14 protein-coding genes are annotated in these 14,292 nt (G+C 62.5%); 7 read left to right on the top strand and 7 right to left on the bottom strand.

Annotation, left to right across the window (positions count from 1 at the left end; all coding sequences use genetic code 11):
- The first annotated feature begins 45 nt into the window (after window positions 1-45).
- The 3 genes from ACQ4WS_RS05690 to ACQ4WS_RS05680 all read left to right on the top strand — a co-directional run bounded on the left by ACQ4WS_RS05690 (window position 46) and on the right by ACQ4WS_RS05680 (window position 3,593).
- Window positions 46-981, top strand: coding sequence for an ABC transporter substrate-binding protein (locus ACQ4WS_RS05690; RefSeq protein ID WP_077404737.1), 936 nt, complete (start codon window positions 46-48; stop codon window positions 979-981).
- A gap of 77 nt (window positions 982-1,058) precedes the next feature.
- Complete coding sequence (locus ACQ4WS_RS05685) at window positions 1,059-2,558, top strand: sugar ABC transporter ATP-binding protein (protein WP_436474454.1); 1,500 nt, start codon at window positions 1,059-1,061, stop codon at window positions 2,556-2,558.
- 24 nt (window positions 2,559-2,582) lie between these two features.
- Window positions 2,583-3,593 (top strand): ABC transporter permease subunit, encoded by a 1,011-nt coding sequence (locus tag ACQ4WS_RS05680; protein ID WP_436474452.1) that lies wholly within the window; start codon window positions 2,583-2,585, stop codon window positions 3,591-3,593.
- A 97-nt stretch (window positions 3,594-3,690) separates the two neighbouring features.
- Here the strand turns inward: ACQ4WS_RS05680 and ACQ4WS_RS05675 are convergent, their stop codons facing one another.
- The 4 genes from ACQ4WS_RS05675 to ACQ4WS_RS05660 all read right to left on the bottom strand — a co-directional run bounded on the left by ACQ4WS_RS05675 (window position 3,691) and on the right by ACQ4WS_RS05660 (window position 6,856).
- Window positions 3,691-4,116: a GNAT family N-acetyltransferase gene (locus ACQ4WS_RS05675; RefSeq protein WP_436474450.1), complete on the bottom strand. Its 426-nt coding sequence runs from the start codon at window positions 4,114-4,116 to the stop codon at window positions 3,691-3,693.
- A gap of 60 nt (window positions 4,117-4,176) precedes the next feature.
- The gene (locus tag ACQ4WS_RS05670) at window positions 4,177-5,172 is read right to left on the bottom strand and encodes an NADP-dependent oxidoreductase (RefSeq protein ID WP_436474448.1); all 996 of its coding nucleotides are present in this window, start codon (window positions 5,170-5,172) and stop codon (window positions 4,177-4,179) included.
- Between the two features lie 116 nt (window positions 5,173-5,288).
- Entirely contained in the window at window positions 5,289-5,591 is a 303-nt protein-coding gene (locus ACQ4WS_RS05665; RefSeq protein WP_436474446.1) for a Dabb family protein, read from the bottom strand.
- 86 nt (window positions 5,592-5,677) lie between these two features.
- Complete coding sequence (locus ACQ4WS_RS05660) at window positions 5,678-6,856, bottom strand: acetyl-CoA C-acyltransferase (RefSeq protein WP_436474444.1); 1,179 nt, start codon at window positions 6,854-6,856, stop codon at window positions 5,678-5,680.
- Window positions 6,857-7,083: 227 nt separating this feature from the next.
- Between ACQ4WS_RS05660 and ACQ4WS_RS05655 the strand changes: the two genes are divergently transcribed.
- Window positions 7,084-8,784 carry an MFS transporter gene (locus tag ACQ4WS_RS05655; protein ID WP_436474442.1) on the top strand — a complete coding sequence of 567 codons (1,701 nt, stop codon included), beginning with the start codon at window positions 7,084-7,086 and terminating at the stop codon, window positions 8,782-8,784.
- Between the two features lie 108 nt (window positions 8,785-8,892).
- Here ACQ4WS_RS05655 and ACQ4WS_RS05650 read toward each other — a convergent pair whose 3' ends face one another.
- Together ACQ4WS_RS05650 and ACQ4WS_RS05645 are read right to left on the bottom strand one after the other, a co-directional pair.
- Complete coding sequence (locus ACQ4WS_RS05650) at window positions 8,893-9,096, bottom strand: hypothetical protein (protein WP_436474440.1); 204 nt, start codon at window positions 9,094-9,096, stop codon at window positions 8,893-8,895.
- A gap of 112 nt (window positions 9,097-9,208) precedes the next feature.
- Window positions 9,209-10,150: a LysR family transcriptional regulator gene (locus tag ACQ4WS_RS05645; protein ID WP_436474438.1), complete on the bottom strand. Its 942-nt coding sequence runs from the start codon at window positions 10,148-10,150 to the stop codon at window positions 9,209-9,211.
- A 110-nt stretch (window positions 10,151-10,260) separates the two neighbouring features.
- On the opposite strand from ACQ4WS_RS05645, the gene ACQ4WS_RS05640 reads away from it, so the two are divergent.
- The 3 genes from ACQ4WS_RS05640 (at window position 10,261) to ACQ4WS_RS05630 (ending at window position 11,963) form a co-directional block, all read left to right on the top strand.
- Window positions 10,261-10,500: a DUF2798 domain-containing protein gene (locus ACQ4WS_RS05640; RefSeq protein WP_436474436.1), complete on the top strand. Its 240-nt coding sequence runs from the start codon at window positions 10,261-10,263 to the stop codon at window positions 10,498-10,500.
- A 101-nt stretch (window positions 10,501-10,601) separates the two neighbouring features.
- Entirely contained in the window at window positions 10,602-11,000 is a 399-nt protein-coding gene (locus tag ACQ4WS_RS05635; protein ID WP_436474434.1) for a VOC family protein, read from the top strand.
- 114 nt (window positions 11,001-11,114) lie between these two features.
- Window positions 11,115-11,963, top strand: coding sequence for an alpha/beta fold hydrolase (locus tag ACQ4WS_RS05630; protein WP_436474432.1), 849 nt, complete (start codon window positions 11,115-11,117; stop codon window positions 11,961-11,963).
- A gap of 93 nt (window positions 11,964-12,056) precedes the next feature.
- Here ACQ4WS_RS05630 and ACQ4WS_RS05625 read toward each other — a convergent pair whose 3' ends face one another.
- On the bottom strand, window positions 12,057-14,144 hold the full coding sequence (locus ACQ4WS_RS05625) for a 3-hydroxyacyl-CoA dehydrogenase NAD-binding domain-containing protein (RefSeq protein ID WP_436474431.1): 2,088 nt from the start codon (window positions 14,142-14,144) through the stop codon (window positions 12,057-12,059).
- Window positions 14,145-14,292: the final 148 nt, after the last annotated feature.

Raw genomic sequence — 14,292 nt, 5'->3', positions numbered from 1 at the left:
CCGTAGCACCGTTTGTTTTTACAATAAAAACCCTTGGAGATCCTCATGAAAAAAGTCATTACCGCCTCCCTGCTGCTGTCCGCCGCCTGCGGCGCTTTCGCCGCCGACAAACCGCTCAAATCCATCGGCGTGAGCGTGGGCGACCTGGCCAACCCATTCTTCGTGGCCATCGGCCGCGGCGCGGAAGAAAGCGCGAAAAAGCTGGGCGGCCCAGGCGTGAAAGTCACCACGGTGTCCAGCAAGTATGACCTGAACACCCAGGTGGACCAGATCGAGAACTTCATCGCCAATAAAACCGACATCATCATCCTGAACGCCGTCGATTCCAAGGGCATCGCGCCAGCCATCAAGAAGGCGCGCAATGCGGGCGTGGTCGTGATCGCCGTCGACGTGGGCGCCGTGGGCGCTTCCGCCACCGTGATGTCCGACAACACCATGGCGGGCGACGTCTCGTGCGCCTACCTGGCCAAGCAGATCGGCGGCAAGGGCAATGTGGTGATCCTCAACGGCCCGCCGGTCACGTCCGTGATCGACCGCGTGAATGGCTGCAAGAAAACCCTGGCCGCGTTCAAGGATATCAAGATCCTGTCCGACAACCAGAACGCGGGCGGCAGCCGCGACGGCGGCATGACCGTGATGTCGAATTTGCTGACGGCCCATCCGAAGATCGACGGCGTATTCGCCATCAATGACCCGACGGGCATCGGCGCCGAACTGGCGATCAAGCAATCGAAGCGCACGGACGTGAAACTGATTACGGCCGTCGATGGCGCGCCCGATGGCCAGAACGCCCTGAAGAACAAGGCCGGCCTGTTTGCCGCCACCTCGGCGCAAAACCCCTACCGCATGGCGACCGACGCCGTGCAGATGGGCTACGACATCATGAACGGGCGCACGCCGAAGCAAACCATGGTGCTGTTGCCGACCCCGGCCATCACCAAGGAAAACGTCGCCACCTACACGGGCTGGGTAAAGAACTGATCTGCCTGACCTGAACCACGTGGCGCCGCCGGCCAGTTGGCGGGCGGCGCCAGTTTCACCAGCAAGGAAGGACAGTCATGAGCGACGATATTATTTTTGAAATGCGCGGCATCGAGAAGCGCTTTGGCGCCACGCGCGCGCTGCGCGGCGTGCACCTGACGGTGCGCAGCGGTGAAATCCATGCCGTGATGGGAGAGAACGGCGCCGGCAAGAGCACCCTGATGAAAATCCTCTCGGGCGTGTACACCCCCGATGCGGGTGAAATCATACTCGACGGTAAACCGATCCGTATCCGCAACCCGGGCGAGGCCCGCGCCCTGGGTATCAATCTGATCTACCAGGAATTGAGCGTAGCCAAGAACATGACGGTGGCGCAGAACGTCTTCATGGGCAGCGAGCCGCAAGGACCGTTCTGGACCGTCAAGGGCGGCGAAATGCGCGCGCGCACGAACGCCATCCTGGCCGACCTTGGTTCCCGTTTCGACGCCGACACCATGGTCTCGTCCCTGTCGATCGCCGAACAGCAGCAGGTGGAAATCGCCCGCGCCCTCGTGCACGAAAGCCGCATCCTGATCATGGACGAGCCCACTGCCGCCCTGTCCGACCGCGAAACCGAACAATTGTTCCGCATCATCGAAGAACAGCGCGACAAGGGCCTGGCCGTGCTCTACATCAGCCACCGCATGGCCGAGGTGGAACGCCTGGCGCGGCGCATCACGGTGCTGCGCGACGGCGCCTATGTGGGCGAACTGGGCAAGGATGAGCTGGATCAAAAGAAAGTCGTGCAAATGATGGTGGGCCGCCCCGCCGACGACTTTTATGCGCACCAGCGCCGCACCACGCGGGGCGCCGAGCGCTTGCGCGTGGAAAACGTGGGCGGTGGCAAGGTCAAGCCTGCCTCGTTCGCCCTGCATGCGGGCGAAGTCACGGGCCTCGCCGGTTTGGTTGGCGCGGGCCGCACGGAACTGGCGCGTTTGATCTTTGGCGCCGACAAGAAGCAATCGGGGCAAGTGTGGCTCGATGGCCAGGAAGTGCATATCCAGCGGCCACTGGCGGCCATCCGCCACGGCATCGGCTACCTGCCGGAAGACCGCAAGAGCCTGGGCTTGTTCATGCAATTGTCGGCCATGGAAAACATGTCGATGAATATCCTGTCCAAGCATTCCACGGCGGGCGTGGTCAACCGTGGCGCACTGACGCAGCTGACGCGCGAGGCGATTGCCAACCTCAACGTCAAGGTGTCGGGGCCGGAAGGCATCGTCGGCGGGCTCTCTGGCGGCAACCAGCAGAAAGTCTTGCTGGCGCGCTGGCTGGCCATCGCCCCGAAAGTGCTGATTCTCGACGAACCGACGCGGGGCGTGGACGTGGGCGCGAAGAGTGAAATTTACAAGATCATCCACCAGTTGGCCGATGCGGGCACGGCCGTGCTGTGCATTTCCAGCGAACTGGCCGAGCTGGTCGGCATCTGCGACCGCGTGATGGTGATGTGCGAAGGACGCCTGACGGGCGAAGTGACGGGCGACGACATCACGCAGGAAAACATCCTCGCCTATGCCACCCATCTGGACGCCGCTTAAAAAATCAATACAGGGAGAACTATCATGACTACCACCACTACCGGCGGCGCCGCAAGCGCGCGCCAACCCTTCAATGCCTCGAACCTGATGCGCCGCCTGGGCATGCTGCCCGTGCTGGTGGTGCTCTACCTGGCCATGTATGGCCTGACCGTGTATTTCTCGGCCGACGGCACGTCGACGTTCATGACCAGCAATAACACCATGAACATCTTCCGCCAGGTGTCGATCAATATCGTGCTGGCCTCCGGCATGACCTTCGTCATTCTGACCAGCGGCATCGATTTGTCCGTCGGCTCGGTGCTGGCCGTCTCGGCCGTGGCAGGCATGCTGATGTCGCTGTCGGCGCAATTCGCCGGTTTCTCGATTCCCGCCTTCCTCATCGTCGGCCTGCTGCTGGGCGCGCTCAATGGCGTGCTGGTAGCCCTCGTCGGCCTGAACCCGTTCGTCGTCACCCTGGGCACCATGACGGCCCTGCGCGGCGCCGCCTACCTGTTCGCCGACGGCACCAGCGTGCTGAACACGGAAATCCCCAGCTTCGAATGGATGGGTAACGGCAGCTTCCTGGCCATTCCCTGGCTGATCTGGCTGGCCGCGGCCGTCGTCGTGCTGACCTGGTTCATCCTGCGCAAGACCACGCTCGGCCTGCATATCTACGCCGTCGGCGGCAATATCCAGGCGGCACGTTTGACCGGTATCAAGGTCGGCCTCGTGCTGATGTTTGTCTACACCATCAGCGGCCTGTTCGCGGGCCTGGGCGGCGCCATGTCGGCCAGCCGCCTGTACGCGGCCAACGGCAACTGGGGCACGGGCTATGAACTGGACGCCATCGCTGCCGTCGTGCTCGGTGGTACCAGCCTGATGGGCGGCGTGGGCTCCGTCTGGGGCACCGTCATCGGCGCCCTGATCATCGGCGTGATGAACAATGGCTTGACGATTCTGGGACTGTCATCGTTCTGGCAGTATGTGGCCAAGGGTGTCGTGATCGTGCTGGCCGTGATCCTGGATAAATGGCGCCAGTCGCACGCGCAGAACTGATGGTGCTGGTGGTGTCGGGTTACGCGCTGCGCGCTAACCCGACCTACCGTTGACGTCGTAGGTCGGATTAGCGCTACGCGCGTAATCCGACAACACCCTAGAACACCAGCCGCATCTCCACATGCGCAATCCCCGCCTCTTCAAATTGTTCCCCCAGCTGCACGAAACCGTGGCGCGCATAGAATGGCGCGGCCACGGTTTGCGCATTCAGCACCACCGCCGCATCGCCCCGTGCGCGCGCTTTCTCCATCAGCAAAGTCAAAATGGCACCGCCCACGCCCGTGCCACGGCCCGGCTGGCGCACGGCCATGCGGCCGATGTGACCGTCTGGCAATAAACGGCCCGTGCCGATGGCGGCACCAAAGTCGTCGTAGGCAACGGCGTGCAGGCAGACGGCGTCCATGTCGTCGAGTTCGATCTCCGCCGGGACTTTCTGTTCATCAACGAAAACTTCAAAACGGATGGCGGTAGCATCAGGGCCCAGGGTGGCCCAGTCGCCGAGGCGGATGGTGTGCTTGGTCATGGTGTAATGTAGAAAGAGACAGGCCGTTATTGTCGCACGGCCTGCCTTTCCACAGAGAGATCAGCTGAGCTTGACCAACTGCTTGCCGAAGTTACGGCCTTTCAACAGACCGATGAAGGCCTCGGGCGCGCTGGCCAGGCCATCGGCCACGGATTCGCGCAATTTCAGCTGGCCCGTCGCCACCAGAGCACCCAGTTCCGCCAGTCCCTGCGGCCAGAATTCCGGCTGCTCCGAGACGATGAAGCCGCGTACGGTGAGGCGGTTGGTGAGGATGAAGCGCGCATTGTCGAGCGGCGTCGGCTCGCCATTGTAGCCGGCAATCCAGCCGCACACGGCCACGCGGCCAAAGGCGTTGGTGCGCGCCAGGGCCGCATCGAAGATGGTCCCGCCCACGTTTTCAAAGATGGCGTCGATGCCGTCCGGCGTGGCCGCCGCCAGGTCGGCTTCCAGATTGCCCGCCTTGTAGTCGACGCAGGCATCGAAACCCAGTTCCTTGACGACATACGCACATTTCTCCGCCCCACCGGCGATGCCGACGACGCGGCAGCCTTTCAATTTCGCCAGTTGCCCGACGACGCTGCCGACGGCGCCGCTGGCGGCCGACACGACCACGGTGTCGCCCGCTTTTGGTGCCATGATCTGGTTCAAGCCATACCACGCCGTCATGCCCGGCATGCCGACGGCGCCCAGATAGGCCGAGGCAGCGATGTGCGTCGTGTCGACCTTGCGCAGCATGGTGCCGTCCGATACCGCCACTTCCGTCCAGCCCAACGTCCCCACCACCGTGTCGCCCGCGGCGAACTTCGCATGCTTCGATTCCAGCACCACGCCCACCGTGCCGCCGATCATGGTTTCGTCGAGCGCCTGCGGCGCCGCATAGCTTTTGCTTGCACTCATGCGCCCGCGCATGTAAGGGTCCAGCGACAGGAACTGGTTACGTACCAGCAATTCACCATCCGTGATGGCGGGAATCTCGACAGTTTCCAGGCGGAAGTTGTCCGGCTGCACTTCGGCCGTGGGGCGCGAGGCGAGGACGATGCGTTGGTAGGTGCTCATGAATGCTCCTTGTTGGACGAACAATCTAAACCCTAGAGCAAAGACCGGGGTCAGACCCGACGGGGGAATGTGTCCCAATGGGACGCATTCCGATCGCGAAGCGACTGACCCCAGATTTACACTTCGTAGTCCATGCACTGCCGCGCCTCCCGCACCGCCCCAAAAAACGGTTTGATTTTGACGTGCTCGGGATGGTTCTGATAGGCGTCGAGCGCTGCGCGGCTGGCGAATTCGCTGTAGAGCACGATGTCATAGGTCGCTTCCAGGCCCGGCTGGGCCACGGCTACCTCGAATGTCAGGATGCCGGGTACCAGGTCCGCGCAGGAATCGAGCAAGGCTTTCAGTTTCAAGGCATTCGTGGCGCGGTCGGCGCCTTCGGCGTGGTCTAACAGTTTCCAGAAAACGATGTGCTTGATCATGGTCGATGCGATGCAGAGTAGGCGGAGAGAGCCGATACTGTAACCGCTATCGGCCCACTCTGCAGCACGCACGCCATCAGGCCAGACTAGACGACTTCAAACAGCCCGGCCGCGCCCTGCCCGCCACCGATACACATGGTCACCACCACGTATTTGACGCCACGGCGCTTGCCTTCGATCAAGGCGTGGCCCGTCAAACGCGCGCCCGACACGCCGTAGGGATGGCCGACGGCAATCGCGCCACCATTCACGTTGAGGCGCTCCATGGGGATGCCCAGGGTATCGGCGCAATACAGCACTTGCACGGCAAACGCCTCGTTGAGTTCCCACAGGCCGATGTCGGCGACAGTCAAGCCCGCCTTTTTCAGCAGTTTCGGGATGGCAAACACGGGGCCGATGCCCATTTCATCGGGTTCGCAGCCAGCCACGGCAAAGCCGCGGAAGATGCCCAGCGGTTGTAGCCCTTTCGCTTCGGCCACTTTCGCATTCATGACGATGGCCATCGCCGCGCCATCGGAAAACTGGCTGGCATTGCCAGCGCTGATGACGCCGCCAGGAATGGCCGGGCGGATCTTGGCCACGCCGTCGTAGGTCGTGTCCGCACGGATGCCTTCATCGCTTGAGATCGTCACTTCGCGCGACACCAGCATGCCGCTGGCCTTGTCGGCCACGCCCATGATGGTGCTCATCGGCACGATTTCCGCGTCGAACAGGCCGGCGGCCTGGGCCGCGGCGGCGCGCTGCTGGCTTTGCGCGCCGTAGGCATCCTGGCGCTCGCGCGAAATCTGGTAGCGCTTGGCCACGGTTTCGGCCGTCTGCAGCATGGGCCAGTACACTTCCGGCTTGTGCTGCTGCAGCCAGACGTCGCGAACCATATGCATATTCATCTCATTTTGCACGCAGGAAATCGACTCCACGCCGCCCGCCGCATAAATATCGCCTTCGCCGGCAATGATGCGCTGCGCCGCCAGGGCGATGGCCTGCAAGCCAGAGGAACAAAAACGGTTGACGGTCATGCCCGCCGTCGTGACGGGGCAGCTTGCGCGCAAGGCCACCTGGCGCGCGAGATTGCCGCCCGTGGCGCCTTCGGGAAAGGCGCAGCCGACCAGCACGTCTTCCACTTCCTCCGCCTCGATGCGCGCGCGCTCGACGGCCGCCGCCAGCACATGGCCGCCCAGGGTGGCGCCATGCGTCATGTTGAAGGCGCCCTTCCAGGACTTGGCCAGGCCCGTGCGGGCGGTCGATACGATGACGGCTTCATTCATGCTGTGTCTCCTTGTGGGAAATATTATGGGTGGGTATCTGCGGAATCAGAATAGCACATTTAAGTACGGTCGTTCGCAAAGTTCTGGCGCCTGTCCATTTGTAAGCTTGGTGTAAGTTTCAAGCAAGCATGACGTAAGGTTCAGAGAACACACTCGCCTCCAGCTGTTGCAAGAATGGTCAAAAAGACCTCGGCAATGGTTCACTATAAAACATAGGGAGACAAACCATGGCAACACCATCCGGCCCGGCCGACGTACGGAAATTTTCCACCAAAGGCACTCCGATCACGCCTGAAGAACGCAAGGTCATCTTTGCGTCATCCTTGGGCACCGTCTTTGAATGGTACGATTTTTACCTGTACGGCTCGCTCGCTTCCATCATCGCCAAGCAATTCTTCATCGGCGACCCTACCACCACCTTCATCTTCGCGCTGCTGGCCTTTGCCGCCGGCTTCATCGTGCGTCCGTTCGGCGCGCTGGTCTTCGGCCGCCTGGGCGACATGATCGGCCGCAAGTACACCTTCCTGATCACCATCCTGATCATGGGCGGCTCCACCTTCATCGTCGGCTTGCTGCCGGGCTACGCCTCCATCGGCATCGCCGCACCGATCATCCTCGTCTTCCTGCGCATCCTGCAAGGCCTGGCGCTGGGCGGCGAGTACGGCGGCGCGGCCACCTATGTGGCCGAGCACGCGCCTGAAGGCAAGCGCGGCGCGTTCACGGCGTGGATACAAACGACGGCAACCCTGGGCTTCTTCCTGTCGCTGATGGTCATCCTGGGCACCCGCCTGGCGACCGGCGAGAAGGATTTCGAGGCGTGGGGCTGGCGCATTCCCTTCCTGGTATCCGTCGTCCTGCTGGGCATTTCCGTGTGGATCCGCCTGGCCATGAATGAATCGCCGGCGTTTGCCAAGATGAAGGCCGAGGGCAAGACCTCGAAAGCCCCGTTGACGGAAGCGTTCGGCAAGTGGAAGAACCTGAAGATCGTCATCCTGGCCCTGATCGGCCTGACCGCCGGCCAGGCTGTCGTGTGGTACACGGGCCAGTTCTACGCCCTGTTCTTCATGATCCAGACCTTGAAAGTGGACCTGGCAACGGCCAACGTGCTGATCGCCATCGCCCTGCTGCTGGCCACGCCGTTCTTCCTCTTCTTCGGCAGCCTGTCCGACCGCATCGGGCGCAAGTACATCATTCTCGGCGGCTGCCTGATCGCCGCAGCGACCTACTTCCCGATCTTCAACGGCCTGACCCACTTCGCCAATCCGCAGCTGGAAGCAGCACTGAAGAGCTCGCCAGTGGTGGTGGTGGCCGATCCAGCCTCCTGCCACTTCCAGTTCAACATGACGGGCACGAAGAAATTCCCATCGTCGTGCGATATCGCCACCGGCTTCCTGTCGAACAGCTCGGTGAACTACACGAAGGAAGACGCGCCGGCCGGCAGCATCGCCAAGGTACGCATCGGCACGAAGGAATTTTCCTCGTTTAACGCCGTCATGACAGCCGATGGCCTGAACTTCGATGCGGACAGCAAGGCCAAGGAAGCGGCGCTGAAGAAAGAACTGGGCGCCGGCATCAAGGAAGCGGGCTACCCTGCGAAAGCCGATCCGGACCAGATCAACAAGCCGATGGTCGTCTTGCTGCTGTTCATCCTGGTGCTGTACGTGACCATGGTGTACGGCCCGATCGCCGCCATGCTGGTGGAAATGTTCCCGACGCGCATACGCTACACCTCGATGTCCCTGCCCTACCACATCGGTAACGGCTGGTTCGGCGGCTTGCTGCCGACCACGGCCTTCGCGCTGGTGGCCTTCAAGGGCGATATCTATTATGGCCTGTGGTATCCGATCGTCGTCGCCCTGGCGACTGTCGTGATCGGCACCCTGTTCGTCAAGGAAACCAAGGATAACAATATCTACGCCGACGATTAATCTGATATCCGATGCGGGCCCCGGGCCCCGGCCGCAAGGCCGGAGCCCGCAAAGCAAAACGCCGCTGACTGGTCAGCGGCGTTTTGCTTTGCGGCGGCAAGCCTGAGCCTATTTGTCGCTCTGGCTCTTTTTCAGCTGGTCGCGCTGCTGCACGTATTCCTGGTAGCTGGTCTGGTTGCGCTTGCGGCAGGCATTGCGGTCGTCGAAATTGTTCAGGCTATTGCAGTACTCGCCGATCTTGTCCCGGTTCGCGTCATACAGTACTTCACAGCCAGTCATGGCCAGCAAGAAGGGAACGATCAGATATTTCATTGCTACTCTCATGGATAGGGACGGATTGCGCATAAAAACACCAGATTGCCCACTGGATAAGCGGGCAGCTTTATCTTAACGCGATCTTGACGAAAAGTACAAGCGCTCGGTATTACTGAATGGAAAGGATTCCCGGCACAAGGACCTGATCGGCGCCGGCATCCTCGTTCAACAGCGGATTGTCCGCCGCAAACGCCGCCAGGTGTTCGAGCAGCACGCGCACGCGGGCCGGCAGGTAGCGCCGCTGCGTCCACACGGCATACACGTGGCGCGGCTGCGGCATCCAGTCGGGCAGCACGCGCACCAGGCTGCCCCTGGCCACTTCGTCGCGGCACTGTAAAAGCGGACACAACAGGATGCCGATGCCCGCGTCGGCCATTTCCACGGCCAGGCGCATTTCATTGACGCGCAGGCGCGCCTGCGGCTCGATCACCATTTCGGCGCCGTCGCCGGGCCGCCGCAAGCGCCAGGAGCGCAGCGGTTCGGCCACGATCAACTGGTGCTTTTCCAGCTCCTGCAAGTCGCGCGGCATGCCGGCGCGCGCCAGGTAGGCGGGCGCGGCCACCATCACCAGCGCGGCGCTGCCCAGCCGGCGCTGCATCAGCGAAGAATCGTCGAGCGCGCCCACGCGGATGGCCAGGTCGGCGCCGCTGCCCACCAGGTCTTGCAGCCGGTTCGACAGTTCCAGCTCCAGGCGGATGTCCGGGTACTGCTGCATGAAGCTGACCCAGGCCGGCGTCAGCAAGCCGCTGGCGAAGTTGACGGGCGCCAGCACGCGGATGCTGCCCGAAACGGCCGACAGGCTGGCGTCGAGCTGCTGCGTGGCCTGCCGCAGCGCGTGCACGAGGGGCCGGCATTGCTCGTAGTATTGCCAGCCTTCCGCCGTCGGCTGCAAGCGGCGCGCGCTGCGGTTGAGCAAGCGGTAGCCGAGCTGGCTTTCCAGCTTTTGTAGCCGGCGCGTGACGGTAGCGGCAGGCAAGTCTTCCTTCACGGCCGCCGCATGCAGGCTGCCCGCCTCCACGATGGCGACAAACAGGGCTAGGTCATCGAGCATGATTCGTCGAGCATGATTGCATTTTTGGAATTTGAAATTAAAAATATGGCTCTAGTATAGATTGCCGCAAGTCGTTACGCTGCCATCTCTTCACACTTTGAAAGTGCACCATGTCCGACGCCCTGCGCCTGCGCTGCGTATTTGCCTTCCTGATGTCGCTGCTCATGACCCTGCTGATGAGTGCCTGGGTCACCTGGCTCAATATCGGCCTGCAGGCGGACTTCCTGCCCCGCTGGCGCCACGCGTTTTTTGCCGCCTGGCCCGTGGCCTTCTGCGCCGTGATGCTGTTCGCGCCCCGCGTGCAACTGTTCAGCCGCAGCATCGTGGCCCGACTCGCCAACCGCCCTTGACCGACAGTCGGCCAGCAACAGTATCACTCGGTCACTCCCGTCCACGGCCGCCCTGATCCGGGCTATGCTATGGCCTTCCTTGTTTTTACAGTGGAGTGCCCATGCTCGATCACGTTTCCCTCACCGTCAGCGACCTGGAACGCGCCGAGCGCTTCTACGACGCCATCTTCGCCGCGCTGGAGGTGCCCAAGGTGGGCAGCGACCATGCCGATGCGTGGATAGGCTATGGCGAGCGCAGCGATGCCGAACATCCGGAACGCAGCTATTTTTCCGTGCGCCTGGGCCCGATACCAGACGACGCGCCGCGCCGCCATTGCTGCTTCAAGGCCGCCTCGCGCGCGGCCGTGGACGCGTTCTGGCACGCCGGGCTGGCGCACGGCGGCATCGACCTGGGCGCGCCCGGCCTGCGCCACTATCACGCCAGCTATTACGCGGCCTTTTTGTTCGATCCTGACGGCAACCGCATCGAAGCCGTCTGCCACCACGCCGACGCCGGCTGACAGGACGGGAAATCCGCCTCTGTTCGGCATTTCCACTTCGGCACGATTTGCCTATAATGGCTGGCAAACCATACCGCATACCGGCTACCGGTCCGTGCACCAAGAAGGAGATTCATGCATCATCTATTCGTCGGCCGCCCCGCGCGCACCATGCTCCTCTCCAGCGCCGGCTTGCTGCTGGCAAGCTGTTTTTCCGGCTGCTCCCTGTTGCCGTCCTCGCCGGCCATGCCAGGCGTGCCGGCCACCGCCGCCCTGCCCGACGCCAGCATCGCCTATACCCTGAGCGGCCAGGGCGGCTTGCCCGTGGTGTTCCAATCGGCCATGGGCGACGGCAAGGATGCGTGGGCCAAGGTGGTGCCCGAAGTGGCCCGGCAGCACCGCGTGCTCGTGTATGACCGTCCCGGCTACGGCGACAGCAAAAAAACCACCACGCCGCGCGATCCCTGCACCATCGCTGCCCAGCAGCGCGCCCTGCTGGCGCAAGCGGGCCTGAAGCCACCGTATGTACTGGTCGGTCATGGCTTGGGCGGGCTGTACCAGTATGTGTATGCCAGGCTGTACCCGCAGGAGGTGGCCGGTCTGGTCTTGCTCGATCCCACGCACCCGCAGCAATGGAACCGGATGCAAACGGACGCGTCCGCCTACGCCATGCTCGTGAAGACGCGGCGCAAACTCATGTTCAACAGTACGGAATCGGCCGAGTTCGATGCCCAGACGCAATGCCTGCAGCATGTCGACATGCGCAGCCCGCTGCGCATGCCCGCCATGCTGCTGGTGCGCGACAAGTTCGGCATCGAGGAAATGGGCTCGTTTGAAAATGTGGTGCGGGCCCAGGAAAAGGATTGGCAGCGCCTGTCCGGCGCGCCCGCCATCGAGCGCATCACGGGCGCCGGCTACTACATCCAGAAAGACAACCCCGTCATCGTCAACGAGGCCATCAAGATGGTGGCGAAGAAGAAATAATCCGGGGTCAGACCCAACGGGGGAATTTTTCCCAATGAGAAAAATTCCGATCCCGAAGGGACTGACCCCAGCAGTTTTTTGGGGCTTTAACGTTCAGCTGTTGAATCCCTTGCCTTCGCCCGCCAGTTTCACCAGCAGCGGCGCCGGTGTCCACGCTTCGCCGTGGCGGCCTTTGGCGTAGCCGGCAATCGCGCGCTGCACGTTCGGCAAGCCTACCGTGTCCGCATAGAACATCGGCCCGCCGCGGAACAGCGGGAAGCCGTAGCCCGTCAAGTACACCATGTCGATGTCCGAAGCACGCAGAGCGATGCCCTCTTCCAGGATGCGTGCGCCTTCGTTGACCAGCGCATACACGAGGCGTTCGACGATTTCCTGGTCGCCGATCTTGCGCCGCGCCACGCCGATGTCGGCGCAATGCTGAGCTATCATGGCGTTGACCTGCTCCGACGGATACGCCTTGCGGTCGCCCGGCTTGTAGTCATACCAGCCGGCGCCCGTCTTCTGGCCATAGCGCCCCAGCTCGCACAGCAGGTCGGCCGTCTTCGAATACGTCACTTCCGGTTTTTCCACAGTGCGGCGCTTGCGGATGGCCCAGCCGATGTCGTTGCCGGCCAGGTCGCCCATGCGGAACGGGCCCATGGCGAAACCGAATTTCTCGGCCGCCTTGTCGACTTGTTCCGGCAGACAGCCTTCTTCCAGCAGGAAACCGGCTTGCCGGCTATATTGCTCGATCATACGGTTGCCGATGAAACCGTCGCACACGCCCGAGACGACGCCCGTCTTTTTCAGCTTTTTCGATAGCGCCAGCGCCGTCGCCAGCACATCCTTGCCAGTCTTCGCGCCACGGACGATTTCCAGCAGCTTCATGACGTTCGCCGGGCTGAAAAAATGCGTGCCGATCACGTCTTGCGGACGCTGGGTAAACGCGGCGATCTTGTCCAGGTCCAACGTGGAGGTGTTCGAGGCGAGGATGGCGCCCGGCTTCATGACGGCGTCGAGCTGCTTGAAGACGGTTTCCTTGACGCCCAGCTCTTCGAAGACGGCTTCGATGACGATGTCGGCTTGCGCGATATCCGCATAGGCTAAGGTGCCGCTGACCAGGGCGATGCGCTGCTCGGCCTTCTCTGGCGTCAGCTTGCCCTTCTTCACCGTGTTTTCATAATTCTTGCGGATCGTGGCCAGGCCCTTGTCCAGCGCTTCCTGCCGCGTTTCCAATAGCTTCACGGGGATGCCCGCGTTGGCGAAATTCATGGCGATGCCGCCGCCCATGGTGCCGGCGCCGACGATCGCCGCGCTGGCAATGCTGCGCACGGGCGTGTCGGACGGCACGTCGGGCACCTTGCTGGCGACGCGTTCGGCAAAGAAGGCGTGGCGCAAGGCTTTCGACTCGGGCGACTGCACCAGTTGCATGAACAGTTCGCGCTCATACTTCAAGCCATCGTCGAATGTCATCGTCACGGCGGCCGCCACGGCATCGACGCATTTCAGCGGCGCGGGGAATGGGCCGGACATGGCTTTCACCGTATTGCGCGAAAACTGCAAAAAGGCTTCGTGATTAGGGTAGTCGACCTTGCGCTCGCGCACTTTCGGCAGCGGACGCACATCAGCGACCTTGGTAGCGAAGGCGACGGCAGCTTTCAGCAAGTCGGCACCTGGGGCGATGACTTCCTCGAACAGGGCCGTGCCGGCCAGTTTTTCGGAGGCCACGGGTGTGCCTGAGACGATCATGTTGAGGGCCATTTCCAGGCCCAGCACACGCGGCAGGCGCTGGGTGCCGCCCGCGCCCGGCAAGATGCCGAGCTTGACTTCCGGCAAGGCCATTTGCGCGCCTGGCGCGGCCACGCGATAGTTGCAGCCCAGCGCCAGCTCCAGGCCGCCGCCCATGCAAACGCTGTGGATGGCCGCCACCACCGGCTTGGTGGATTGCTCGACGACGTTGATCAGGGTGTGCAGGGTTGGTTCCGTGAGCGCCTTGGGCGAATTGAATTCCTTGATATCGGCGCCGCCCGAGAAGGCCTTGCCGGCGCCCGTGATGACGATGGCTTTGACGGCCTCGTCCGCCAGCGCCTGGCGGATGCCAGCCACGGCGGCCGTGCGGGTCGCCAGGCCCAGGCCATTCACGGGCGGGTTGGCGAGGGTAATGACGGCAACGGCGCCGTTCACTTGATATTCAGCACTCATGTCTCTTCCTTATTGGTTTTTGCCTGGCGATGAGGTGGTTGCAAGGGGTGAAGCTTCACTATACCGTATAAAAGAACGCTCGTATTATTTTTGTCGCGTGCGCGCGGCCGCCAGCATGCTACGCCATGTTACAACATCGTTTGCGGAA

It is taken from the genome of Janthinobacterium leeuwenhoeki, from assembly GCF_051380795.1.
GTDB lineage: Bacteria > Pseudomonadota > Gammaproteobacteria > Burkholderiales > Burkholderiaceae_D > Janthinobacterium.
This window is presented reverse-complemented; position numbering and strand designations above follow the sequence as displayed.

Coding starts and splice junctions, on each gene's coding strand:
- ACQ4WS_RS05665 (WP_436474446.1), bottom strand. CDS start 5,591: ATGATCAAGCACATCGTTTTCTGGAAACTGTTAGACCACGCCGAAGGC.
- ACQ4WS_RS05645 (WP_436474438.1), bottom strand. CDS start 10,150: ATGCTCGATGACCTAGCCCTGTTTGTCGCCATCGTGGAGGCGGGCAGC.
- ACQ4WS_RS05655 (WP_436474442.1), top strand. CDS start 7,084: ATGGCAACACCATCCGGCCCGGCCGACGTACGGAAATTTTCCACCAAA.
- ACQ4WS_RS05640 (WP_436474436.1), top strand. CDS start 10,261: ATGTCCGACGCCCTGCGCCTGCGCTGCGTATTTGCCTTCCTGATGTCG.
- ACQ4WS_RS05650 (WP_436474440.1), bottom strand. CDS start 9,096: ATGAAATATCTGATCGTTCCCTTCTTGCTGGCCATGACTGGCTGTGAA.
- ACQ4WS_RS05630 (WP_436474432.1), top strand. CDS start 11,115: ATGCATCATCTATTCGTCGGCCGCCCCGCGCGCACCATGCTCCTCTCC.
- ACQ4WS_RS05625 (WP_436474431.1), bottom strand. CDS start 14,144: ATGAGTGCTGAATATCAAGTGAACGGCGCCGTTGCCGTCATTACCCTC.
- ACQ4WS_RS05660 (WP_436474444.1), bottom strand. CDS start 6,856: ATGAATGAAGCCGTCATCGTATCGACCGCCCGCACGGGCCTGGCCAAG.
- ACQ4WS_RS05690 (WP_077404737.1), top strand. CDS start 46: ATGAAAAAAGTCATTACCGCCTCCCTGCTGCTGTCCGCCGCCTGCGGC.
- ACQ4WS_RS05670 (WP_436474448.1), bottom strand. CDS start 5,172: ATGAGCACCTACCAACGCATCGTCCTCGCCTCGCGCCCCACGGCCGAA.
- ACQ4WS_RS05675 (WP_436474450.1), bottom strand. CDS start 4,116: ATGACCAAGCACACCATCCGCCTCGGCGACTGGGCCACCCTGGGCCCT.
- ACQ4WS_RS05685 (WP_436474454.1), top strand. CDS start 1,059: ATGAGCGACGATATTATTTTTGAAATGCGCGGCATCGAGAAGCGCTTT.
- ACQ4WS_RS05680 (WP_436474452.1), top strand. CDS start 2,583: ATGACTACCACCACTACCGGCGGCGCCGCAAGCGCGCGCCAACCCTTC.
- ACQ4WS_RS05635 (WP_436474434.1), top strand. CDS start 10,602: ATGCTCGATCACGTTTCCCTCACCGTCAGCGACCTGGAACGCGCCGAG.